The 20236-nt window shown below is 67.8% G+C and carries 26 protein-coding genes and 3 pseudogenes; 17 read left to right on the forward strand and 12 right to left on the reverse strand.

Annotated elements, in window-relative coordinates:
* The first annotated feature begins 163 nt into the window (after positions 1-163).
* The 8 genes from rpsB to BS74_RS07080 all read left to right on the forward strand — a co-directional run bounded on the left by rpsB (position 164) and on the right by BS74_RS07080 (position 6546).
* Positions 164-952, forward strand: a complete 789-nt coding sequence (gene rpsB, locus BS74_RS07045; protein ID WP_038057372.1) for a 30S ribosomal protein S2 — start codon at positions 164-166, stop codon at positions 950-952.
* Positions 949-1539: a translation elongation factor Ts gene (tsf, locus tag BS74_RS07050; RefSeq protein WP_038057375.1), complete on the forward strand. Its 591-nt coding sequence runs from the start codon at positions 949-951 to the stop codon at positions 1537-1539. Before rpsB ends, tsf begins: the two co-directional genes overlap by 4 nt.
* A 75-nt stretch (positions 1540-1614) precedes the next feature.
* Positions 1615-2319 carry a UMP kinase gene (gene pyrH, locus BS74_RS07055; protein ID WP_038058987.1) on the forward strand — a complete coding sequence of 235 codons (705 nt, stop codon included), beginning with the start codon at positions 1615-1617 and terminating at the stop codon, positions 2317-2319.
* Positions 2320-2330: 11 nt separating this feature from the next.
* Positions 2331-2888 (forward strand): ribosome recycling factor, encoded by a 558-nt coding sequence (gene frr, locus BS74_RS07060; protein WP_038057378.1) that lies wholly within the window; start codon positions 2331-2333, stop codon positions 2886-2888.
* 90 nt (positions 2889-2978) lie between these two features.
* Entirely contained in the window at positions 2979-3809 is an 831-nt protein-coding gene (locus tag BS74_RS07065) for a phosphatidate cytidylyltransferase (RefSeq protein ID WP_038057380.1), read from the forward strand.
* Positions 3806-4909 carry a 1-deoxy-D-xylulose-5-phosphate reductoisomerase gene (gene dxr / locus BS74_RS07070; RefSeq protein ID WP_038057383.1) on the forward strand — a complete coding sequence of 368 codons (1104 nt, stop codon included), beginning with the start codon at positions 3806-3808 and terminating at the stop codon, positions 4907-4909. The genes BS74_RS07065 and dxr overlap by 4 nt, the downstream gene beginning before the upstream one ends.
* Positions 4906-5916, forward strand: coding sequence for a M50 family metallopeptidase (locus BS74_RS07075; protein WP_038057386.1), 1011 nt, complete (start codon positions 4906-4908; stop codon positions 5914-5916). The genes dxr and BS74_RS07075 overlap by 4 nt, the downstream gene beginning before the upstream one ends.
* Positions 5917-6546, forward strand: coding sequence for a glycosyltransferase family 2 protein (locus BS74_RS07080; protein WP_038057388.1), 630 nt, complete (start codon positions 5917-5919; stop codon positions 6544-6546).
* Here the strand turns inward: BS74_RS07080 and BS74_RS07085 are convergent.
* The 6 genes and pseudogenes from BS74_RS07085 to BS74_RS07110 form a co-directional block, all read right to left on the reverse strand.
* Positions 6543-7087, reverse strand: a pseudogene (locus BS74_RS07085) (hypothetical protein). The gene BS74_RS07080 and the pseudogene BS74_RS07085 sit on opposite strands and share 4 nt — an antisense overlap.
* 7 nt (positions 7088-7094) lie before the next feature.
* Entirely contained in the window at positions 7095-7880 is a 786-nt protein-coding gene (gene proC / locus BS74_RS07090) for a pyrroline-5-carboxylate reductase (RefSeq protein WP_038057390.1), read from the reverse strand.
* Positions 7877-9085, reverse strand: a complete 1209-nt coding sequence (locus BS74_RS07095) for an RsmB/NOP family class I SAM-dependent RNA methyltransferase (protein WP_038057391.1) — start codon at positions 9083-9085, stop codon at positions 7877-7879. Before BS74_RS07095 ends, proC begins: the two co-directional genes overlap by 4 nt.
* Positions 9082-9354: a stage V sporulation protein S gene (locus BS74_RS07100; protein ID WP_014515944.1), complete on the reverse strand. Its 273-nt coding sequence runs from the start codon at positions 9352-9354 to the stop codon at positions 9082-9084. The genes BS74_RS07095 and BS74_RS07100 overlap by 4 nt, the downstream gene beginning before the upstream one ends.
* Before the next feature lie 91 nt (positions 9355-9445).
* Positions 9446-9883, reverse strand: a complete 438-nt coding sequence (locus BS74_RS07105) for a type II toxin-antitoxin system RatA family toxin (RefSeq protein WP_038057393.1) — start codon at positions 9881-9883, stop codon at positions 9446-9448.
* Positions 9884-9892: 9 nt separating this feature from the next.
* Entirely contained in the window at positions 9893-10333 is a 441-nt protein-coding gene (locus BS74_RS07110; protein WP_038057395.1) for a regulatory protein RecX, read from the reverse strand.
* 17 nt (positions 10334-10350) lie between these two features.
* Between BS74_RS07110 and BS74_RS07115 the strand changes: the two genes are divergently transcribed.
* The 4 genes and pseudogenes from BS74_RS07115 to BS74_RS11705 all read left to right on the forward strand — a co-directional run.
* Positions 10351-11037 (forward strand): metallophosphoesterase, encoded by a 687-nt coding sequence (locus tag BS74_RS07115; protein ID WP_038057397.1) that lies wholly within the window; start codon positions 10351-10353, stop codon positions 11035-11037.
* A gap of 4 nt (positions 11038-11041) precedes the next feature.
* Positions 11042-11320 (forward strand): Lrp/AsnC family transcriptional regulator, encoded by a 279-nt coding sequence (locus BS74_RS07120; protein ID WP_038057399.1) that lies wholly within the window; start codon positions 11042-11044, stop codon positions 11318-11320.
* A 12-nt stretch (positions 11321-11332) separates the two neighbouring features.
* On the forward strand, positions 11333-11881 hold the full coding sequence (locus tag BS74_RS07125; protein WP_038057402.1) for a CPBP family intramembrane glutamic endopeptidase: 549 nt from the start codon (positions 11333-11335) through the stop codon (positions 11879-11881).
* A gap of 17 nt (positions 11882-11898) precedes the next feature.
* A pseudogene (locus tag BS74_RS11705) lies at positions 11899-12204 on the forward strand (SpoVR family protein); the annotation flags it as partial.
* A 55-nt stretch (positions 12205-12259) separates the two neighbouring features.
* Here the strand turns inward: BS74_RS11705 and BS74_RS13000 are convergent.
* Positions 12260-12802 carry a DDE transposase family protein gene (locus BS74_RS13000; RefSeq protein ID WP_245606111.1) on the reverse strand — a complete coding sequence of 181 codons (543 nt, stop codon included), beginning with the start codon at positions 12800-12802 and terminating at the stop codon, positions 12260-12262.
* Positions 12796-13356 (reverse strand): transposase family protein, encoded by a 561-nt coding sequence (locus BS74_RS12505; protein WP_038058991.1) that lies wholly within the window; start codon positions 13354-13356, stop codon positions 12796-12798. Before BS74_RS12505 ends, BS74_RS13000 begins: the two co-directional genes overlap by 7 nt.
* A gap of 42 nt (positions 13357-13398) precedes the next feature.
* On the opposite strand from BS74_RS12505, the pseudogene BS74_RS13005 reads away from it, so the two are divergent.
* Positions 13399-13524: pseudogene (locus BS74_RS13005) on the forward strand (hypothetical protein); the annotation flags it as partial.
* On the opposite strand, the gene BS74_RS07145 reads toward BS74_RS13005, so the two are convergent.
* The 3 genes from BS74_RS07145 to pdo are packed head-to-tail and all read right to left on the reverse strand — an operon-like array spanning position 13521 to position 15378.
* On the reverse strand, positions 13521-14312 hold the full coding sequence (locus BS74_RS07145) for a TlpA disulfide reductase family protein (RefSeq protein ID WP_038057406.1): 792 nt from the start codon (positions 14310-14312) through the stop codon (positions 13521-13523). The pseudogene BS74_RS13005 and the gene BS74_RS07145 sit on opposite strands and share 4 nt — an antisense overlap.
* A complete protein-coding gene (locus BS74_RS07150; RefSeq protein ID WP_038057408.1) occupies positions 14312-14686 on the reverse strand; it encodes a rhodanese-like domain-containing protein in 375 nt (124 codons plus the stop codon). The genes BS74_RS07145 and BS74_RS07150 overlap by 1 nt, the downstream gene beginning before the upstream one ends.
* Before the next feature lie 2 nt (positions 14687-14688).
* Positions 14689-15378 carry a protein disulfide oxidoreductase gene (gene pdo, locus BS74_RS07155; RefSeq protein WP_081914589.1) on the reverse strand — a complete coding sequence of 230 codons (690 nt, stop codon included), beginning with the start codon at positions 15376-15378 and terminating at the stop codon, positions 14689-14691.
* Positions 15379-15542: 164 nt separating this feature from the next.
* Here pdo and BS74_RS07160 point away from each other — a divergent pair, with 164 nt between their 5' ends.
* The 4 genes from BS74_RS07160 to BS74_RS07175 are packed head-to-tail and all read left to right on the forward strand — an operon-like array spanning position 15543 to position 19307.
* Entirely contained in the window at positions 15543-16979 is a 1437-nt protein-coding gene (locus tag BS74_RS07160) for an MBL fold metallo-hydrolase (RefSeq protein ID WP_038057412.1), read from the forward strand.
* A 52-nt stretch (positions 16980-17031) separates the two neighbouring features.
* Positions 17032-17691, forward strand: a complete 660-nt coding sequence (locus BS74_RS07165) for a rhodanese-like domain-containing protein (protein WP_038057414.1) — start codon at positions 17032-17034, stop codon at positions 17689-17691.
* The gene (locus tag BS74_RS07170; protein ID WP_038057416.1) at positions 17688-18446 is read left to right on the forward strand and encodes a sulfite exporter TauE/SafE family protein; all 759 of its coding nucleotides are present in this window, start codon (positions 17688-17690) and stop codon (positions 18444-18446) included. Before BS74_RS07165 ends, BS74_RS07170 begins: the two co-directional genes overlap by 4 nt.
* A gap of 9 nt (positions 18447-18455) precedes the next feature.
* The gene (locus BS74_RS07175; protein ID WP_038057418.1) at positions 18456-19307 is read left to right on the forward strand and encodes a nitrilase-related carbon-nitrogen hydrolase; all 852 of its coding nucleotides are present in this window, start codon (positions 18456-18458) and stop codon (positions 19305-19307) included.
* 2 nt (positions 19308-19309) lie between these two features.
* Here the strand turns inward: BS74_RS07175 and BS74_RS07180 are convergent, their stop codons facing one another.
* A complete protein-coding gene (locus tag BS74_RS07180) occupies positions 19310-20224 on the reverse strand; it encodes a peptidylprolyl isomerase (protein WP_038057420.1) in 915 nt (304 codons plus the stop codon).
* Between the last annotated feature and the right edge of the window lie 12 nt (positions 20225-20236).

Below are 20236 nucleotides of genomic sequence, written 5' to 3' on the forward strand. Positions count from 1 at the left end.
AGCCTAGGGGAGTATAGCCCAAAAGGGGGGGTTACGCAAAGGCCCTCCTGCCCCTATAATCGGAGAGGTGTGCCGGGCCAGCCCGCAGGCAGGGGAAGGTCCTGCGGGAAAGAGGACGGCGCACGGGAAACGCCAAGCCCAACCTTCCCCGAACGGGAGGAATATGCCTGTAAACATCAGCATTAAGGAGCTTCTTGAGGCAGGGGTTCACTTCGGCCACGAGCGCAAGCGCTGGAACCCTAAGTTCGGGCGCTACATCTATGCGGAGCGCAACGGCATCCACATCATCGACCTGCAGAAGACCATGGTGGAGCTGGAGCGCACCTTCCGCTTCCTCGAGGACCTGGCCATGCGGGGGGGAACCATCCTCTTCGTGGGCACCAAGAAGCAGGCCCAGGACATCATCCGCATGGAAGCGGACCGGGCGGGGATGCCCTATGTGAACCAGCGCTGGCTGGGTGGCATGCTCACCAACTTCAAGACCATCTCCCAACGGGTGAACCGCCTGGAGGAGCTGGAGAACCTCTTCGCCTCCCCGGAGATCCAGGACCGGCCCAAGAAGGAACAGGTGCGCCTGAAACACGAGCTGGACCGCCTGCAGAAGTACCTTTCGGGCTTCCGCCGTCTGAAGCGTCTTCCTGACGCCGTCTTCGTGGTGGACCCCACCAAGGAGGCCATCGCCGTCCGCGAGGCCCGGAAGCTCTTCATTCCCGTGATCGCCCTGGCGGACACCGACTCCGACCCCGACCTGGTGGACTACATCATCCCCGGCAACGACGACGCCATCCGCTCCATCCAGCTCATCGTCTCCCGGGCCGTGGACCTCATCATCCAGGCCCGGGGCGGGGTGGTGGAACCCTCCCCCTCCTACGCCCTGGTGGAGGAGGCCGAGAGGGCAGAGGCCCAGGCCCAGGGGGCATCCGACCTTGGCGAGGACGAGGTGGAAGCATGAGCCAGATGGAACTCATCAAAAAGCTGCGCGAGGCCACGGGCGCCGGCATGATGGACGTGAAGAAGGCCCTGGAAGATGCCGGCTGGAACGAGGAAAAAGCCGTCCAGCTCCTCCGGGAGCGGGGGGCCATGAAGGCGGCCAAGAAGGCGGAGCGGGAGGCCCGGGAAGGGATCATCGGCCACTACATCCACCACAACCAGCGGGTGGGGGTCCTGGTGGAGCTCAACTGCGAGACCGACTTCGTGGCCCGGAACGAGATCTTCCAGAACCTGGCTCGGGACCTGGCCATGCACATCGCCATGATGAACCCCCGCTACGTTTCCGCCGAGGAGATCCCCGCGGAGGAGCTGGAGAAGGAGCGCCAGATCTACATCCAGGCCGCCCTCAACGAGGGCAAGCCCCAGCAGATCGCGGAGAAGATCGCCGAGGGCCGCCTGAAGAAGTACCTGGAGGAGGTGGCCCTTATGGAACAGCCCTTCGTCAAGGACGACAAGGTGCGGGTGAAGGAGCTGATCCAGGAGGCCATCGCCAAGACCGGGGAAAACATCGTGGTGCGGCGGTTCTGCCGCTTTGAACTGGGGGCATAAGCCATGCTGGACACCCGGGGCCCTTACCCCAAGGGGCCCCGGTTTTTGGCATCCGGTCGGGGGACGAAAGAAGCCATGAGGTACAAGAGGGTTCTCCTAAAGCTTTCCGGCGAGTTTCTCACCGCAAACGGCTTCGGCATTGAGCCCGAGGCCACCAAGGCCCTGGCCAAGGAGATCAAGGCCGCCTACGACACCGGGGTCCAGCTGGCCATCGTGATCGGGGCGGGAAACCTCTGGCGGGGGGCGAGGCAGGGGGTGGGCATGGACCGGGCCACCGCGGACTACATCGGCATGCTGGCCACCATCATGAACGCCCTAGCCCTCCAGGACGCCCTGGAGTCCCTGGGCATCCCCACCCGGGTCCAGACCGCCCTCACCATCACCCAGGTGGCCGAGCCCTACATCCGCCGGCGGGCCCTGCGCCACCTGGAGAAGGAGCGCATCGTCATCTTCGGAGGGGGCACCGGGAACCCCTTCTTCTCCACCGACACCGCCGCCGCCCTGAGGGCCTTGGAGGTGGGGGCCGAGGTGGTGCTGATGGCCAAGAACAAGGTGGACGGGGTTTATTCCGACGATCCCCGCAAGAACCCCCAGGCGGTGCGCTTTGACGAGCTCACCTACCTGGAGGTGTTAAACCGGGGCTTGCAGGTCATGGACACCACCGCCATCACCCTGTGCATGGAGGCCGGGCTTCCCATCGTGGTGTTTGACATCTTTAAACCCGGCGCCTTGGTGGGTATCATCCAGGGGGAAAAGGTGGGTACCCTGATCCACGCCTGAAGGAGGGAAGCATGAACCTGAAGGACCTCTACGCGGATACGCGGGCGCACATGCAAAAGAGCCTCGAGGCCCTGGAGCACAACCTGGCGGGCCTGCGCACCGGGCGGGCCAACCCCGCCCTTCTCCTCCACCTCAAGGTGGAGTACTACGGCACCCACGTGCCCCTGAACCAGATCGCCACCGTAACCGCCCCCGACGCCAAGACCCTGGTGGTGCAGTCCTGGGACCAGAACGCCCTAAAGGCCATAGAAAAGGCCATCCGCGACTCCGACCTGGGCCTGAACCCCGCCAACAAGGGGGACGCCCTCTACATCAACATCCCCCCCCTCACCGAGGAGCGGCGCAAGGAGCTGGTGAAGACCGCCCGCCATTACGCCGAGGAGGGCAGGATCGCCATCCGCAACATCCGGCGGGAGGCCCTGGAGAAACTCAAGAAAATTTCTAAAGACCTTCACCTCTCCGAGGACGACACCAAGCGAGCCGAGGGGGAAATCCAGAAGATCACCGACGAGTTCATCGCCAAGGTGGACGAGCTTTTGGAGAAGAAGGAAGAGGAGATCCTGGGCTAAAAACCCCTGGGTCCTATCTTTGGTCGCTGTGGACGCTTTGCCCAAAGGCCATTCCCCCCTCGCCCCGGGGCCCATGGGGAAGGAGGGGTGATGGGGGGGAAGGAGGACCTTTCCACCCGGGTCCTTTCCGCCCTGGTGGGGGCCCTGGTGCTTTTGGTGGTCCTGTGGGCCGGCCTACCCCTCATCCTGCCCACCCTGGTTTTCGTCCTGGGGCTGGGGAGTCTGGAGCTCCGGGACATGCTGGCCAAGAGGGGCATCCGGCTGAACCTGCCCTTTCTGGTGGGGGGAGGGGTACTCCTTTTCCTTTTCTCCTTGCCCCAACTCCACTGGCACTTCCCCCAGGTGCCCTGGCGGGAGGTGGCCCTGGGGCTTTTCCTGATGGGGAGCTTCAGCTACGAGCTTCTGCGGGGAGCCGACCTCACCCGCTTCGCCTTCACCCTCCTGGCCTTCTTGTACCTGCCCTGGAGCCTGGGCTACGTCCTCCTCCTGCGGGCAACCCCGGACGCCGGGCTCGGCCTTTGGACCCTCTCCCTGCCCATCGTGGCCAGCTTCGCCACCGACATCGGGGCCTACTTCGTGGGGCGGGCCCTGGGCCGGCAAAAGCTGGCCCCGGAGATCTCCCCCGGGAAGACGGTGGAGGGCTCCTTGGGAGGGATTGCGGTAAGCTTCCTGGCCCTCGCCCTTTACACCGGGCTGGTGCGGGAGGTCTTCCCCTTCGGCCTATTGGAACTCTGGCTCTTCAGCCTCCTCCTTTCCCTGGCCGCCCAGCTGGGGGACCTGGGGGAATCCATGCTGAAGCGGTACTGTGGGGTGAAGGACTCGGGGCACTTCCTCCCCGGGCACGGGGGGCTTTTGGACCGGATTGACAGCCTACTCTTCACCTTCCCCCTCACCTACTTCCTGGTGGTGCTCTTCACATGAAACGGGTGGTGATCCTGGGCTCCACGGGTTCCATCGGCCGGCAGGCCCTGGAGGTCTGCCGCTGGCGGGGCTTCCGGGTGGTAGGGCTTGCCGCCGGGAGAAACCTCGAGGCCCTCTCCCAGCAGATCGCCGAGTGGCAACCCCTCCTGGTGGCCGCGGACCCGGGCCTGCACGGGGAGCTTAAGGCCCGCTTCCCCTGGCTGAGGCTGGGCACCCCGGAGGAGGTGGCCGCCCTGGAGGCGGAGGTGGCCGTGGCCGCCATTCCCGGGCTTGCGGGCCTCCCCCCCACCCGGGTGGCGGCGCGCACCGGCAAGCGCCTGGCCCTGGCCAACAAGGAGGCCATGGTGGCGGCCGGGCCCCTCCTTTGGCAGGAGGTGGAGGCCCATGGTGCCGAGATCCTCCCCGTGGACTCCGAGCACTCGGCCCTTTTCCAGGCCCTTCTGGGGGAAAGACGGGAGGACGTGGCCGAGCTCATCCTCACCGCCAGCGGGGGCCCCTTCCTGCGGGAGCCCCAGGACCTCTCCCGGGTCACCCCGGAGATGGCCCTGAACCATCCCCGTTGGCGCATGGGCCCCAAGGTGACCATAGACTCGGCCACCCTCTTCAACAAGGGCCTCGAGGTCCTGGAGGCCAAAGAGCTCTTCCGCTTCCCCCTGGAGAGGATCCGGGTCCTGGTCCACCCCCAGGCCTACGTCCACGGCCTGGTGCGCTTCACGGACGGGAGCCTTAAGGCCCAGCTGGGCCCCACGGACATGCGCCTTCCCATCCAGTACGCCCTCACCTACCCCGAGCGGGCGGAAACCCCCCTTAAAGACCTTCCCCTCCCCGGGACCCTGGAGTTTTTGGAGCCAGACCTCAACCGTTTCCCCGCCCTGGCGGTGGCCTACGAGGCAGGAAGGCGGGGCGGGGTAGCCCAGGTAGCGGTCTCCGCCGCCGACGAGGTGGCGGTGGAGGCCTTCCTCTCCGGAAAAATCCCCTTCACCCAGATTCCCAAGATCCTGGCCCAGGTCCTGGAAAACACCCCTTCCCTTCCCCTAACATGGGAAAACCTCTTCGCCGTGGACGCCTGGGCCCGGGAGGAGGCCAAGAGGTGGGCATGAGCCTGGTCTGGTTTTTGATCATCATCGGCGTGAGCATCTTCGTGCACGAGCTTGGGCACTACCTGGCGGCGCGGGTGCAGGGGGTACGGGTCAAGGCCTTCAGCCTGGGCTTTGGTCCCATCCTGTGGAAACGGCACGCCTGGGGCACGGAGTGGCGGCTTTCCGCCATTCCCCTCGGCGGGTATGCGGACATCGAGGGCCTCCTCCCCGAGGAGCGGGGCCGGGGGTACGATGCGCTTCCCTTTCCCGGAAAGCTTCTGGTCCTGACGGCCGGGGTCATGATGAACATCCTCCTGGCCTGGGGGCTCCTGGCCTACCTCTTCACCGCCCAAGGGGTACCGGAGGCCACGGGAAAGGCGGTGATCCTGGAGGTCCTCCCGGGAAGCGTGGCGGAGGAAGCGGGGCTAAGGGCGGGCGACGTCCTGGTGGCCGTGGACGGCACCCCCCTCGCCCAGGCCCAGGGGATTGAGCGGCTGAAGACCCCGGGGGAGCACACCCTCACCCTGCGCCGCCAGGGGCAGGAACTCACCCTCACCCTCACCTGGCGGGAGGGCATGGAGCGGCTTGGGGTGGTGTACCAGCCCGAGGTGGCCTTCCGCAGGGTGGGCTTCCTGGAGGGGTTCGGCCTGGCGGTGAGCCGCTCCTTGGCCTTCGGCCCCCAGATGGCCAAGGCCTTGGTGAGCGGGCTTTTGGGCGTGCTGGCCGGGAACCCAGACAGCGGGGTGGTGGGCCCCCTGGGCATCGTGGCGGAAACAGGCCGGGCGGCCAAGGAGGGCCTTTTCCGCCTCCTGGAGCTCACCGTGGCCATCAACCTCTCCCTGGCCCTTTTCAACCTCCTGCCCATTCCCGCCCTGGATGGGGGGCGGGTTCTCCTCCTCCTCCTTTCCCGCTTTCTCCGCATCCGCCCCGAGCAGGAGGCCATGGTCCACTACCTGGGCTTCGTCTTCCTCATGCTCCTGATCCTCCTGGTCACCTTCCAGGACCTGAGGAGGCTTCTCGGAGGCTAGATGGAGGCCACCGTCCTCATCCCCGCCTACAACGAGGAGGCCACCATCGCCGGGGTGGTGCGGGTGGCCAAGGAGGCGGGCTTTCCCGTGGTGGTGGCGGACGACGGCTCGGGGGACCGCACCGCCCAGGAGGCGGCCAAGGCCGGGGCCCAGGTGGTGCGCCTGCCCCAGAACCGGGGTAAGGGCGGGGCCCTGGCGGAGGGGCTCAGGCGGGTAGAGACCCCTTGGGTCCTCCTCCTGGATGCGGACCTCTTGGGCCTGGCCCCTCAGCATCTCCACGCCCTCCTGGCCCCCGTGGCGGCGGGGGAGGCGGAGATGACGGTGGGCGTATTTCAGGGGGGGAGGCTTTCCACGGACCTCGCCATGCGCCTCACCCCCTTCCTCTCCGGGCAACGGGCCCTGAGGACGGAGGACCTTAGGAGGGTGCCGGGCCTACCGGACGCCCGCTACGACCTGGAACTCCTCCTCACCCGCCACGCCCGAAGGGAGGGCTGGCGGGTCCTCTACCTGCCCCTCCCCGGGGTGAGCCAGGTGATGAAGGAGGAGAAGCGGGGGCTTTTGCCGGGCTTCCTCCACCGCCTGCGCATGTACCGGGAGATCCTGAGGTACTACCTCAAGGCCAAGGCCTAAGGACGTTGCAAGAGCTCCACCCAGGCCTCCTGGGTGCGGTAGGCCACCACCCCAAGGCCCGGGACCAGGAAGATCTCCTTGAGGTCGGTACCCCCCTTCTCCGTGGTGTAGGCCACCCGGAGCCTATAGGCGTTGAAGGCCCCGGCCTTCACCTTAACCCCTTCCACGCCCTCCACCCGGGCGGAGAGGGCCACCCTTTGCCCCTGGAACCGGGCGCTTCCCCCCCAGGAAAGCCCCACCTCCAACCTCGAGGGGTAGAGCAGGAGGGGGGCGTAAAGGGAAAGTACCCCTCGGGCAACCCCACCCCGAGGAGGAAAAGCCCCTCGGGTCCTCCCTTGAGCCGGTCCTCGCGAAAGAGGCGCCCCTCCCTTAGGTAGCGCAGGCGGAAGCCCTCCGGGGTGGGGATGAGTTCCTGCACCACGCCGTCGGAATACCGGTACCGCCCGCCCGCTTGGGGAAAGACCTGGCCCAGGGCCAGGGAAAAGAACACCCCTAGCGCCAAAAGGCACCGGAAACCCCGCCACCTCCTTGAGGGTCCCATGGCCCTCCTACTCGGCCTCCCCCAGCTCGTGCCCCCGCCGGGTGGCCGCCTCCACCGCCTCGTAGAAGGCGGCCCGGAGGGCGCGGGCCTCGAGGGCGTGGAGGCCGTGGATGGTGGTTCCGCCGGGGCTCGCCACCTCGTCCTTGAGCTGGGCGGGATGGCGGCTTTTCAATAGCTCCCCCGTGGCCGCCAAGGCCTCCGCCGCCAGGCGCAGGGCCAAGGCCCGGGGCATGCCCATCTTCACCCCGGCGTCGGCCAAGGCCTCGGCCACCACCGCCAGATAGGCGGGGGCCGAGGCGGACATGGCGGTAAAGGGGTCAAAGAGGTGCTCGGGGATCTCGTACACATCCCCCACGGTGGCGAAGAGGGCCCGGGCGAAGGCCAAATCCCCCGCCTCCCTGGCCTCCTGCAAGGCGGTGAGGGCGGTGGAGCTTTCCCCGATCACCGCCGCCAGGTTGGGCATGGCCCGCACCACCCGCCGGGTGTCCAGCCTGCGGGAGAGCACCGCGGTGGACACCCCCGCCATGATGGAGATGTACCCCACCCCAGGGTGGGCCATCTCCGGGGCCAGATGGGGAAAATCCCGGGGCTGGACGGCAAGAAGCACCCGCTCCGCCTGGGCGAGCTCCTTGAGGGTTAAAGGGCGGAGGCCAAAGGCCTCGGCCAGCTCCCGGGTGCGCTCCGGGGTGCGGCCCACCACCCCCACCTCCTCCGGCCTCAGGAAGCCCCGCTCCAGGGCGCCCTTCAGGATGCTCCTCCCCATCTTCCCCAGGCCCACAAACGCCAGCTTCATGCCCTAGAGTTTACCTTCCGCAGGCGGAGGTAATAAAACCCATCCAACCCCCCCTCCGGGGCCACGTAAACCCCCAGCCCCGCCTTGAGGACGGGAAGGGGGCAGGGGGGGCAGGGGATGGGCTCGGGTGCGAACTCCGGATGCCGGGCGAGGAAGGCCCGGGCCACCCCCTCCCCTTCCTCCTCCGTCAGGGTGCAGACGCTATAGACCAAGACCCCCCCTTCCTCCGTGGCCTGGGCGGCGGTCTCCAGGAGCTTAAGCTGCAACCCCGCCATGCGCCCGGGGTCTTGCGGGGCCAAACGGTAGCGGAGCTCAGGGTGGCCGCGAAAGGTACCGGTGCCGGTGCAAGGGGCGTCCAGGAGGACCTTTTGGGCCTTCTCGGAAAGGGGCTCCGTCAGGTCCTGGGTGCGGTAGGCCACCCTTAGGCCCAGCTTTTCCGCCGTGCGCATCCCCGCCGCCTGGCGCTTGGGGTTCCGGTCGTAGGACACCACCTCGGCCCCCTTGGCGGCCAGGTAAAAGGCCTTGAGCCCCGCACCCCCGCAAAGGTCCAGCACCTTGTCCCCCGGGCCCGGCTCGAGGAGCTGGGCGGCGAAGAGGGAGGCGGGGTTCTGGGGCTGGAGGCCCAAGGCGGAGAAGTCCGTCTTCCCTCCCTCCCAGAGGTAGCTATCGGGGACCGGGCCCGGCGGCAACCCCGCCACGGGGCGGTAGGCGGTGACGAAGAGGGGGGCGGGTTCGTTGAACCCCTCGGCGAAGGCCACCTGGCCGAAAAACCCCTGCCAGGCCTGGCAAAGCCAGTCGGGAAGGCTCAGGCGCACGCACTCGGGGGCCTCCCGCGGGTGCAGGCGGCGGAGCACGGCGTTCACCAGGCCCGCCAGGCGGGCGGATACCCTCTTGGTCTCCTCCACCCAGGGGCTCACCCGGGCATGGTCGGGCTTGCCGGAAAGCCACTCCCAGGCCCCGAGGCGCAAAACCCAGCGGACGGGAGGAGGAAGCCCCTCCGGCCTCCTGAGGTGGGGCTCCAAGAGGTGGTCCAGGAACCTCAGGTGGCGGAGGACCCCGTACACCAAATGGGTGACGTAGGCCTTGTCCCGCTCCGGCCAGGAGAGGCGGTCCAGGGCCCGGTCCAGCAAGAACTGGGCCCTGCCGCCCCGCTCCACCTCCAGGAGGATGCGCAGGGCCAGGGCCCTGGGGCCTTCGGGCCTCAAGACTCCAGGGGGTGGGCCTTGATGCTGAACTTGAGGGCGGTCCGCTCCTCGTTCTCCAGGTCCAGCTTGACGAAGGCCGGCTTCACCACCAGGTCCAGGTTGTCGGGGGCGATGTACCCGCGGGCGATGGCGATGGCCTTCACCGCCTGGTTCACCGCCTGGGGCCCGATGGCCTGCACCTCCACCTCCCCCTTGGTGCGCAAGAGCGCCGCAATGGCACCGGCCACGGAGTTGGGGCGGGACTTAGAAGACACGCGCAACGTTTCCACTTTGACCTCCTGAAAGCTCTTAGGCCACCCTGCTTCGGAAGGACATGGGCGGCTTCAGGCCCATGCTAGAGCAAAAGGGCCCCGCGCGCAACTAGGAAGCCAGGACCCGCTCCTCGAGGCCCTTGAGAAGGCTCTCTATGTTCTCCTGCATAAGCTTTTGCACCAGCCTCTGCAGGAGCCCGCCAAAGATGGGGATGGTGAGCTCGTAGGTGAGGCTCAAGACCACCCGGGTGCCCTCCCCTTCCGGCAGGAAGACCCAGGTGCCCTCGTAGCGGTCAAAATCCCCCTCCGGGGAGTAGAAGCGGTTCCTAAGGTTCTGGTCGTCCCACTCCTCCTCCTCCAGCCAGCGGACCTTCTTGCCCATGGCCACCGCCACCCATTCGCTTCGGGTGCGCTGGCCCTCCTGGGCGAGCACCCGGAGGCTTTCCACCTCCTTCAGGTAGGGCTTCAAGCCCTCCAGGTCCTTGGCCAGGGCGTAGACCTTTTCCGCTGGGGCCTTGATGAAGCGCTCCGCACGCACCTCGGGCATGGGCTCTTTTTACCCGCTTTCCTCCTCCTTGACAAGCCGGTAGGCCTCCAAGGCCACGGAAAGGGGAAAGCCCCGTCCCTGGAGGAAGCGCACCGCCTTAGCCTTGTCCTGGCGCCGGGGGTAGCGGCGGAGGACCTTAAGCGCCGCCTCCAGGCTCTCCTCCTCCCCATAGGCGGCCAGCACCTTCGCCACCACCTCCTCCGCCACCCCCTGGGCCCTGAGGAGGTGGCGGAGCTTGTGGGGACCGTACTTCCGCCTGGAGGCCACGAAGGCCTCCGCAAAGGCCTGGTCGTTCAGGTAGCCCAGCGCCTCGAGGCGGGCCAAAACCCCTTCCACCTCCCCTTCGGGGAAGCGGCGCAAAAGCTTTTCCCTTAAGCGGGCCCGGCTCAGGGCCCTTTGGGAAAGAAGCCTCAGGGCGTAGGCCAGGGCCTCGGACTTTTCCATACCCATAGGGTACGCTAAGGCCCATGCGGGTCTTCGCCATCGCCGACCCCCATCTCTCCCGCCTCAACCCCAAGCCCATGACCATCTTCGGCCCCAACTGGCAGGGCCACCCCGAGGCCTTCTTCCGGGGCTGGCGGGAGGTGGTGGCAGAGGAAGACCTGGTGATTGTCCCCGGGGACATCTCCTGGGCCATGCGCTTGGGGGAGGCCCTGCCGGACCTTCTGGACCTGGCCGCCCTGCCCGGGACCAAGGTGCTCCTAAAGGGCAACCACGACTACTGGTGGCCCTCCATAAGCCGCTTAAGGGCGGTGCTTCCTCCCAGGATGTACGCCCTGCAAAACGACGCCCTGGTCCTCCAGGGGGTGGCGGTGGCGGGAACCCGGGGCTGGCAGTACCCACCCCCCACCCCGGAGGACGAGAGGATCTTCGCCCGGGAGGTGGAAAGGCTAAAGCTCTCCCTGCAGGACCTGAGGGGCAAAACCTACCGCCACCTTCTGGTGGCCTTTCACTTCCCCCCTTTCGGCCCCAAGGGGGAGGCCACCCCCCTTTTGGAGCTGGCCGCCGAAGCCGCTCCCCAGGCCATCGTCTACGGCCACCTGCACGGGGCGGATCCCGAGAAGCTTCCCAAGGCGTACCAGGGCATCCCCCTCCACCTGGTGGCCGCGGACGCCCTGGCCTTCCGGCCCAAGCCGATCCTGGAGGTAGGATAAGGGGGTGATCACCGCCTTCGTCCTCATCCGGACCCGCGGGGAGCGCATCGCCGCCTTGGGCGAGGCCATCGCCGAACTCCCCCAGGTGGCCGAGGTCTACTCCGTCACCGGCCCCTTTGACCTGGTGGCCCTCTTGCGCCTTAAGGACCTCGAGGAGCTGGACGACGCCGTCACCCAGGGGATCCTGGCCATGGAAGGGGTGGAGCGCACGGAAACCCTCCTCGCCTTCCGCGCCTACCCCAAGAAGCTCCTGGACCAGGGCTTCGCCCTGGGGGGAGGGTAGGGCCTTAAGGCCTTGGCTCCCCCACCCCTAGCCTTCCTCCTCGCCCTCCAAGGGGGGCTACTCCTCTTGGGGGCCTCCGGCATGCTCCTCCTCGGCCTCCCCTTTGGCCAGGCGGGCCCCAAGGAGTTGGCCTATGCCCTGGGCCTCCTCCTGGCCCTGGGTGGCCTGGAGGTCCTCTTCCGGAGGCTTTTCCCCGCCTCCTTCCGGGAGGCCGAGGGTCTCCACCGGGAGGTGGGGCGGGCCCTAAAGGCGGCCGGGGTGGGGCCGGGTTTCCTCCTTCTTCTCGCCCTCCTCTCGGGGGTGGCGGAGGAGGTCTTCTTCCGGGGCCTTCTGCAAAGCCTCCTCATGGCCTGGCTTGGGCCCCTGGGGCTCCTCCTGCAGGCCCTGGCCTTTGCCCTCCTCCACCCCGCCCCCAGGCGGGCCTTCGCCTATCCCGTTTACACCGGGCTTGCCGGGCTCCTTTTCGGCCTCGCCTACCTCCTCACGGGAAGCCTCCTCCCCGGCATCCTGGCCCACTTCCTCCATAACGCCCGGGGGTTCTACGAGATCTCAAAAGGCTAGAACCGGGGCCACATTCTCCCCGCCGCTACCCCCACTGGCGCTGGGGTAGCGAGTACCTGCGCCACCGGGAAACCTACCGCTATGGCCTCGGGCGCATCTACGAGCTGGTGGTGAACACCCACCCCGTCCGGGCCTACCTCCTCAAGGGCAACACCCTCCTCGCCCAAAAGCTGGTCATGGCCCACGTCTATGCCCACGCCGACTTCTTCCAGAACAACCTGGCCTTTAAGCCCATCCCCAAGGACATGCACGAGGAAATGGCCCACCACGCGGCCTTTGTGGAAAGACCCCATTGTGGAGCTGGTGGACGCCAACTACGGGAACCGGGGCGAGCTCCTCCTGGTGCACGCCCACGAGGGGGTGGGGCAGACTTGACCGCTATTCTGCATAGAGCCCCAGGAACCGCAGGGCAGCCAGGGGGTTGAAGGAGAAAACCTCCAAGGCCGCCTTCTTCCGGCGCACCCCCTTCCAGTTCAACCACGAGACCAAGTGCGCCCGCAACACCGCCAGCACCTCACCCCCTCGCCCCCGCACCTGAAAGGCGTCCTCCCGCAAAAGCACATCCCGCACCCAGAAGGAACCATTCTCCACCCCCCATCGCCCCACCCAAATCTCCCCCAGCACCCGGGCGTCCGCCTCCTCCGGCCCAAGGCTCGTGAGCGCGTACCCCTCCGTCCGCCTCACCTCCCCCGTCCCCTTCACCACCACCTCCCGCACCAGCCGCACCGCCTGCCTGGCCCCAGGAAAGGCCGCCACCTCCGGGGGCAACACCGGAGAAGCCCACACCTCGTACCGCCTCACCTCCCCGTCTGCCTCCCGCACCCACTCCGCCCGCGTCTCCCCAGGCAGGGCTCCTCGCGCCATCCCCGCAAACACCTCCCGCACCCACCCCAAAAGCCCCCCCTGGTTCCCCTTCAGCACCAGGAGGTACTCCCCCCCTTTGCCCGCACCCGGCGGGCCACCTCGGGGTACAAAAACCCCGCATCCCCCACCACCACCTTCCCCACAAGCCCCTCGGCCCCCAGGCGCTCCAAAAGCTCCAGAAGCGCCTTGTCCTCCCTTCCCTCCGCCCTGGCCTGGGCCAGGGTGCGCCCCAGGGAAAGGGCCCAGGCCTCCACCAGGCGGACCTGGGGGCTCTTCCCCTTACCGCTCCCTCGCAGCACCTTGCCGTCGGCCACCAGGACCTTTTCCCCTTCCAGCTCCCTTCCCGGGAAGACCTTGGCCAGGGCCTCCGCCAGGGCCTGGGGGTCCAGGCGGTGGAGGAGTTGGGTGAGGGCGGTGTGGCCCGGGGCCTTGCGCAGGCCCAGGTGGGGGAGGAGGTGGGGGTTGGCGCGGGCAAAGCGGGAGACGCCGCGCAGGGAGTCCACGCGGGAGAGGAAGGCCAAAAGAACCAGGGCCAGCAGGCCCCAGAGGGGGTAGCGGCGGTTGTGGGCCCGGGGGTCGGGAACCTGGGATAGGGCTTCGCGCAGGGTCATGGGAATCATTTACCCCAAAAGGGGTATAACGGTCAAGTCTGGGGGGTGGGGCTGGACCTGAGGAAAACCCAGGCGGTGCTGGAGAACCTGCACCGCCTCTGGGGCCGGCCCGTGCACCTTAAGACGGTGGTGGGGGAGAAGGAAACCCTGCTTTCCGCCGGGGGCTAGCGCAACACCCTGAGGTAGCCGAGGAGGAGCGCCTCGGACAACTCCCCCAGATGGCGGGCCACCAGGCGGCCTGAGCTGTCAAAGAAGAAGGTGGTGGGCAGCCCCTGGACCCCCAGGGCCTGGGAAACCCGGGTCTCCGGGTCCAGGAGCACCCACTCTGGGGCCAGCCCCTGCCCCTCCAAAAACGCCTTCACCACCGCAGGACCTTCCCCCTGGCTCACGAAGGCAAAGCGGACCCCCGGGTGCTCCTGGCTCAGCCGCACCATCATGGGAAGCTCCCGGCGGCAGGGAGGGCACCAGGTGGCCCAGGTGTTGAGCACCAAGGGCTTGCCCCGAAAGTCCTCAAGGTTCACGGGCGTCCCTCCCAGGGCGGAGAGCTCCAGCGCGGGCAGGCGCACCTCCTGCCCCCCACCGCCCCGGGTGAAGAGCACCCCCGCCGTCAGGCCGGCCAACAACGCCGCCACCAAGGCGTAGCGCCAAAGATGCTTGGGCACCACCATCAGCGTATACCCTCCTCCCGCCAAGATACCCCAGACGGGGTCAAACCCCCCCTGCCAGACGTAGAGCACCGAGAGGGGATCCTTCGCGAAGACAGGAAGGTTTTCCAGAACAAACCCCAAGCGCGCCCCCACCAGGCCCAGGAAAACCGCGTTATAGGCCCAGGGGGAAAACCTGCGGTCCACCTTGCGGGCCAGCACCTCCCCTGTAATCACCAGGACCAAAAGGGCCAAGGCCACCTGGACCCTTGTCCAGGGAATGGCCAAAGGCCCAAGCTGCACCGCGTCCATCAGCGGACCAGCGGATACCCCGCCCGCTCTATGGCCAGCACCCCACCCTCCAGGTTGTAGAGGTTGGTGTAGCCCTTTTTCTTCAGGTACTCTGCCGCCTGGCGGCTGCGGTTGCCGCTACGGCAGTAGAGGTACACCGGCTTGTCCTTGGGAAGGGAGTCCCCCCACTGGGCGATGGCCTCCACGGGGAGGTTGAGGGCCCCGGGCACGTGCCCCGAGGCAAACTCCTGGGGGGTGCGCACGTCCACCACCACCGCCCCGGCCTCGAGGGCCCGGTAAAGCTCCTCCGGGCCCACGTTCTGGTAGCTCCCCTTGGGCCCGCAGGCGGCGAGAAGGGCCAAGGGCAAAAGGGCGAGGAGGGCGCGCCGGGTCATGGCTAGGCCTTCACCCCCACGGCCTTGCGGATGGCCTGCAGGAACTGGGAGAGGGGCTGGGCTCCCAGGATCCTCTCCTTGCCGTGGTTCACGATGGTGTCCGGCACCCCGTGGATATGGTAGCGGCTAGAGAGCTCCGGGAACTCGTTGGCCTCGATCATCTCACCCCAGACCTTGGGGGAGGCGTAGGCCATGCGGTGGGCGGTGCGCACCGCCTGCGGGCAGTAGGGGCAGGTGGGGGTCACGAAGACCTGGAGCACCACCTCCTCAGGGAGGTTGTTCAGCTCCTGGACCACGTTTTCCGGGAGTCCGTGCCCGTCCCGGCCCAGCATCTCGAGGTCCTCCAAGAGGCTGGCAAACTCATACCCCGCCGGGATACCCCGGTAGCGCAGGTTGATGGCGGAAGAACCCTTCTCCCGGAGGATCAGGGTGGGGGCCGCCTCCACCTGGTACTCCTTGGCCTTCTCCTGCCCCTCAGGGGTGGCGAGATCGTAGACCACCAGGTGAAGCTTGTCGGAAAGGGCAGCCAGCTCCTCCAGAAGCTGCTTGGTCTCCTTGCAGTACAGGCAGGGCTCCTTACCCGGGGCGATGAGGGTGGAGGTGTCGGTGAAAAGCACAAGCTCCACATCCCGCGCCAGGTTGGAAAGCCGCTCGCGTACGATCTCCTGCTCCTTCGGTCCCAGTAACGCCATGGTTTCCTCCTGGATACCCCCGTAGGGGTACATCCTTTATTGAATATAGCAGACGTTTGCCCTGAAGAATAGACCCGCGAACACGCCTTCCCCATTGACACCACTTACCCCCATAGGGTATCTTGGCGGCGTGGGGACAATCGTCCCATACCGGAGGTGAAAGCATGGTTTTCAGGCAAATTTACGAGGAAGGCTTGGCCCAAATGAGCTACCTCCTGGGGTGCGCCGCCACCGGGGAAGCCCTGGTGGTGGACCCAAAGCGGGACGTGGACACCTACCTGGAGCTGGCCGAGAGCCTGGGCCTGCGCATCACCGCCATCGCGGAAACCCACATCCACGCCGACTACCTCTCGGGGGCCCGGGAGCTCGCCCGGGCCACCGGGGCCACCCTCTACCTCTCCGACGAGGGGGACGAGAACTGGAAGTACCAGGGCCTGGAAGGGTTCGCCCATGTCCTCCTTAAGGACGGGGACGAGTTTAGGGTGGGGAACATCCGCATCCGGGCGGTGCACACCCCCGGCCACACCCCCGAGCACCTCTCCTTCCTGGTGGCCGATGGGGCCGTCACCGACGAACCCCTCCTCTTCCTCACGGGCGACTTCGTCTTCGTGGGGGACATCGGGCGCCCTGACCTGCTGGAGGAGGCCGCGGGCATCAAGGGTACCGCGGTGCCCGGGGCCCGGCGCATGTTCCAAAGCCTCAAGGAGAAGTTCCTCACCCTCCCCGACCACGTCCAGGTCTGGCCCGGCCACGGGGCGGGTTCCGCCTGCGGTAAGGCCTTGGGGGCCCTTCCCGCCACCACCGTGGGCTACGAGCGCCGGCACGCCTGGTGGGCGGAGTATTTGGAAAAGGACGACGAGGAGGGGTTTGTCAAGGCCCTTCTTTCCGGCCAACCGGAGGCCCCCACCTACTTCAAGGAGATGAAGCGGCTGAACCGGGACGGGATGCCCATCCTGGGTGGCATCCCCCACCCGGGCCGGCTCACCAAGGCCCAGTTTGACCGGTACCTGCGGGAGGGGGCCATCCTGGTGGACACCCGGGACAAGTTCGCCTTCGCCGGCGGGCACATCCGCGGGGCCATCAACATCCCCGCAGGCAAGAACTTCGCCACCTGGGCCGGGTGGCTTCTCCCTTACGACCGCCCCCTCATCCTCCTGGCCCACCCCTCGGAGGTGGAGGGCCTGACCCGGGCCCTGATCCGCATCGGCCTGGACGAGGTGGTGGGGTACATCCCAGGCCTCGAGGGGTATGCCGACGGGGAGCTGGAGACCGTGCCCCAGATCACCGCCCGGGAGGCCAAGGCCCTTTGGGAGCGGGGCGAGGCCCTGGTCCTGGACGTGCGGGGCCGGGACGAGTACCTGGCGGGGCACATCCCGGGGGCCCTGAACCTCCATGCGGGGCGGGTCTTGGCCCACCTGGACCGGCTCCCCAAGGACAAGCCCCTCATCGTCCACTGCGTGGGCGGGGACCGCTCCAGCACCGCCATCAGCGCCCTTCTCTCCCACGGCATCCGGAACGCCCTCAACCTCACCGGGGGGATCAGGGCCTGGCAGGAGGCGGGCTTCCCGGTGGTGAAGGGGGAGGAGCTGGTAGGCGCCTAAGCGCCAAGCGGGGAACCGGGGTTTGGCCCCGGTTCCCCAAAGGAGGTGACCCATGCACCAGGCCCAGGTCAAGGACCTAAGCCCAGAGGAAGCGAAGAGGCTACACGAGCAGGGGGTGCCCTTCATCGACGTGCGGGAAGTGGAGGAGTACGCCCAGGCCCGGATTCCCGGGGCAAGCCTCCTGCCCCTTTCCGAGTTCATGGCCCGTTACGGGGAGATCCCCCAGGACCGGCCCGTGGTCCTTTACTGCCGCACGGGCAACCGCTCCTGGCAAGCGGCGGCCTGGCTCTCCGCCCAGGGGTACGGGAACGTCTATAACCTCGAGGGGGGCATCGTCCGCTGGTACCGCTCGGGCCTCCCCGTGGACACCACCCCGGTGGAGGTGGGTTACGCCGCCACCCCCTTCCAGGAGGTGGGCCCCCACGAGGCGAAGGGGCTTCTGCAGGAGGCCTTGGTGGTGGACGTGCGCGAGCCCTGGGAGTATGCGGAAGGGCACCTGCCCGGGGCGGTGAACATCCCCCTTTCCTCCTTGCCGCAGAGGCTCTCGGAACTTCCCAAGGACCGGCCCATCCTCCTGGTGTGCAACTCCGGCAACCGCTCGGGCGTGGCCGCGGACTTCCTGGTGGGGCAGGGCTTCCCCGGGGAGCGGGTCTACAACCTGGAGGGGGGCACCTACGCCTGGATGGGGGCGGGGCTTCCCGTGGAGCGATGAGCCTCGCCCTCCTCGGCGCCCTCCTCATCGGCCTTTCCCTGGGGCTTCTGGGATCCGGGGGGTCCATCCTCACCGTGCCCGTCCTGGTCTACCTCCTGGGCGAGGCCCCCAAGCAGGCCATCGCGGAAAGCCTCCTCATCGTGGGGGGCATCGCCCTCCTCGGGGCGCTTCCCTACGCCCTAAGGGGCCTGGTGGACGGGCGGAACGTGCTCCTCTTCGGCCTCCCGGGCATGGCGGGCACCTACCTGGGGGCTTGGCTCTCCCGCTTCGTGACGGGAGAGGTGCAGCTTTTGGCCTTCGCCTCGGTGATGCTCCTCGCCGCCTACTTCATGGCCCGGCCCGCCCCCCTCCGCCCCAAGGCCCACAAGCGCCAGGCTTGGAAGATCGTTCTGGATGGGGTCTTCGTGGGTGCCCTCACCGGCTTCGTGGGGGTGGGCGGGGGGTTTTTGATCGTGCCCGCCCTGGTCCTCCTGGGGGGGCTTCCCATGCACCTGGCCATCGGGACCAGCCTTTTCGTCATCGCCCTGAAGTCCTTCGCCGGCTTCTACAAGTACCTTCACCTCCTGCCGGCGTACGGGCTTTCGGTGAACTACGCCGTGGTGGGGCTTTTCGTCCTGGTGGGAACCCTGGGGAGCTTCTTGGGAGGGAGGCTTGCGGTGCGCCTGCCCCAGGAGGGGCTTAAGCGGGGCTTCGCCCTCTTCCTGGTGGTTATGGGGGTCTTCATCCTAGCCCAGAACCTGGCCTCGAGGCCCTAAACTGGAGGGGTGCCCTTCCGCACCCTCCTGGTGGTCCAAGCGGAGGTAAGGCCCGATTTCTACCGCACGGAGGAGGCCTTTCGGGAGCGGGTCTTTAGCCTCCTAAAGCCCCTTCAGGGCACCCCCTCCCCCCGCCTGGCCGCCCTGCCGGAACTCTTCGGGCTTCCCCTCTTCCTGCACCTGGGGGGGGATTTCCACCCCCGGGAGCTCCTCGCCTCTCCCCTCTCCCCCTGGAGGCGGGCCCGGAAGGCCTACGAGGCCTTCCACCGCACCATGGCCGAGGCCGCCAGGGCCTTTGGCACCTACCTGCTTTCGGGCACCCTCCTCTCCCCCCCTTACGAGGAGGAGCTTGCCCGGGGGCGGTTCGCCCGCACCCCCCTCTTCCAGAACCTGGCCCTCTTCTTCAACCCCCAAGGCCGCCTCCTGGCCCAGGTGCCCAAGATGGAGCTCACCCCGCCCGAGCGCTGGCTGAGGCGGGGGAGGTTCGGCCCCCACCTGGTGGAAACCCAAGCGGGGAGGGTGGGGATCCTCATCTGCCTGGACGGGTTCTTTGAGCGCCACCTGGCCCGGCTGGACGCCCTGGGGGCCGAGGTCCTCCTGCAACCCTCCGCCAACCCCGCCCCCTGGGACCGCCCCTGGCCCTGGGATCCGAGCCGGAAGGAGGGGGAGGTCTGGCTGGCCTCGGCCCGGGAAAGGCTTTTGGGCCGGGAGCACCTCCGGCTCCTCCTGAACCCCATGCTGAACGGCAGGATCCTGGGCCTCGCCTTTGAGGGGCGAAGCGGCCTCTACGCCCCCGGGGAGGCCCTCCTCCTGGCCCAGTCCCCCGTGGGGGACGAGGGCCTCCTCCACACCCTGCCCTGAGGCTAAAGGCGCTCGGGGAAGAGGCGGATGGGGAAGGGGCGGGTGAGGGCCTTGGCGAGTTTTTCCCAGGCCAGGTCCTTCACCTGGCCCTCGAGGCCCTCCCGCACCTCCTCCAGGGGGTAGCGGCCCGCGGGCTTCACCTCCTCCAGGAGGATGAGGTGGAAGCCAAACTCCGTGCCCACGGGCTGGGAGACCTGCCCCGGCTTCAGGGAGCGAAGGGCCCTGTCAAAGGCAGGAACATAGGTGCCCTCGGGCTCGCACCCCAGGTCGCCCCCCGCCTCCTTGGAACCCGGGTCCTGGGAGAGGGCCCGGGCCACCTCAAGGAAGGCCTCCCCCTTCCCCAGGCGGGCCAGGGCCTCCTTGGCCGCCTCGAGGGTGGGCACGAGGATGTGCCGGGCGCAGTAAAGGGTGGGGTGGCGGAACTCGGGGGAAAGGAGCCAAAGGGCCTTTAGGGCCGCAGGGGAGACGCGGAGCTTGGCCCGGTAGTGGGCCTCCAGGGCCTCCAGGGCCATGGCCTCGGTGAGGAGGGTGCGGTAGGTGGCCAGGTCCCCCACCCCGGCCTCCTTCAAAGCCAGGAGGAGGGCCTCCTCCGAGGGGAAGGCCTCCTTGAGCTGCCACACCTTAGCCTCCACCGCCTCCGCCTTGGGCCAGAAGCCCTGGGCCCGGGCCACCTGGAGGAGGGCCCTCTCCTCCGCCAGGGCCTCCAGGTAGGGGGCGCGGTACTGGGCCAAAAGCTCCCGGGTTTCCTCGGAGTCGGGCAGGCCCAGCTGGCGCAGGGCGCCTTGGACGAAGAGGCCGAAGCGGAGCTCAAACTGGCTTTTGGTGAGGGTTTCGGAGCCCACCTGGGCCACCACGGGGTCCTCCTGGGCGAAGGCGAAACCCAGGACCAGGATCAAGGTAGCGGCGAAAGCGCGCATGCCCCATGCTAG

Source organism: Thermus amyloliquefaciens (genome assembly GCF_000744885.1).
GTDB lineage: Bacteria > Deinococcota > Deinococci > Deinococcales > Thermaceae > Thermus > Thermus amyloliquefaciens.

Bases quoted from the DNA above. Each gene is read 5' to 3' on its own strand.
- rpsB (WP_038057372.1), top strand. From the start codon at position 164: ATGCCTGTAAACATCAGCATTAAGGAGCTTCTTGAGGCAGGGGTTCAC.
- tsf (WP_038057375.1), top strand. From the start codon at position 949: ATGAGCCAGATGGAACTCATCAAAAAGCTGCGCGAGGCCACGGGCGCC.
- pyrH (WP_038058987.1), top strand. From the start codon at position 1,615: ATGAGGTACAAGAGGGTTCTCCTAAAGCTTTCCGGCGAGTTTCTCACC.
- frr (WP_038057378.1), top strand. From the start codon at position 2,331: ATGAACCTGAAGGACCTCTACGCGGATACGCGGGCGCACATGCAAAAG.
- BS74_RS07065 (WP_038057380.1), top strand. From the start codon at position 2,979: ATGGGGGGGAAGGAGGACCTTTCCACCCGGGTCCTTTCCGCCCTGGTG.
- dxr (WP_038057383.1), top strand. From the start codon at position 3,806: ATGAAACGGGTGGTGATCCTGGGCTCCACGGGTTCCATCGGCCGGCAG.
- BS74_RS07075 (WP_038057386.1), top strand. From the start codon at position 4,906: ATGAGCCTGGTCTGGTTTTTGATCATCATCGGCGTGAGCATCTTCGTG.
- BS74_RS07080 (WP_038057388.1), top strand. From the start codon at position 5,917: ATGGAGGCCACCGTCCTCATCCCCGCCTACAACGAGGAGGCCACCATC.
- proC (WP_038057390.1), bottom strand. From the start codon at position 7,880: ATGAAGCTGGCGTTTGTGGGCCTGGGGAAGATGGGGAGGAGCATCCTG.
- BS74_RS07105 (WP_038057393.1), bottom strand. From the start codon at position 9,883: ATGCCCGAGGTGCGTGCGGAGCGCTTCATCAAGGCCCCAGCGGAAAAG.
- BS74_RS07110 (WP_038057395.1), bottom strand. From the start codon at position 10,333: ATGGGTATGGAAAAGTCCGAGGCCCTGGCCTACGCCCTGAGGCTTCTT.
- BS74_RS07115 (WP_038057397.1), top strand. From the start codon at position 10,351: ATGCGGGTCTTCGCCATCGCCGACCCCCATCTCTCCCGCCTCAACCCC.
- BS74_RS12505 (WP_038058991.1), bottom strand. From the start codon at position 13,356: ATGACCCTGCGCGAAGCCCTATCCCAGGTTCCCGACCCCCGGGCCCAC.
- BS74_RS07145 (WP_038057406.1), bottom strand. From the start codon at position 14,312: ATGGACGCGGTGCAGCTTGGGCCTTTGGCCATTCCCTGGACAAGGGTC.
- BS74_RS07150 (WP_038057408.1), bottom strand. From the start codon at position 14,686: ATGACCCGGCGCGCCCTCCTCGCCCTTTTGCCCTTGGCCCTTCTCGCC.
- pdo (WP_081914589.1), bottom strand. From the start codon at position 15,378: ATGGCGTTACTGGGACCGAAGGAGCAGGAGATCGTACGCGAGCGGCTT.
- BS74_RS07160 (WP_038057412.1), top strand. From the start codon at position 15,543: ATGGTTTTCAGGCAAATTTACGAGGAAGGCTTGGCCCAAATGAGCTAC.
- BS74_RS07165 (WP_038057414.1), top strand. From the start codon at position 17,032: ATGCACCAGGCCCAGGTCAAGGACCTAAGCCCAGAGGAAGCGAAGAGG.
- BS74_RS07170 (WP_038057416.1), top strand. From the start codon at position 17,688: ATGAGCCTCGCCCTCCTCGGCGCCCTCCTCATCGGCCTTTCCCTGGGG.
- BS74_RS07180 (WP_038057420.1), bottom strand. From the start codon at position 20,224: ATGCGCGCTTTCGCCGCTACCTTGATCCTGGTCCTGGGTTTCGCCTTC.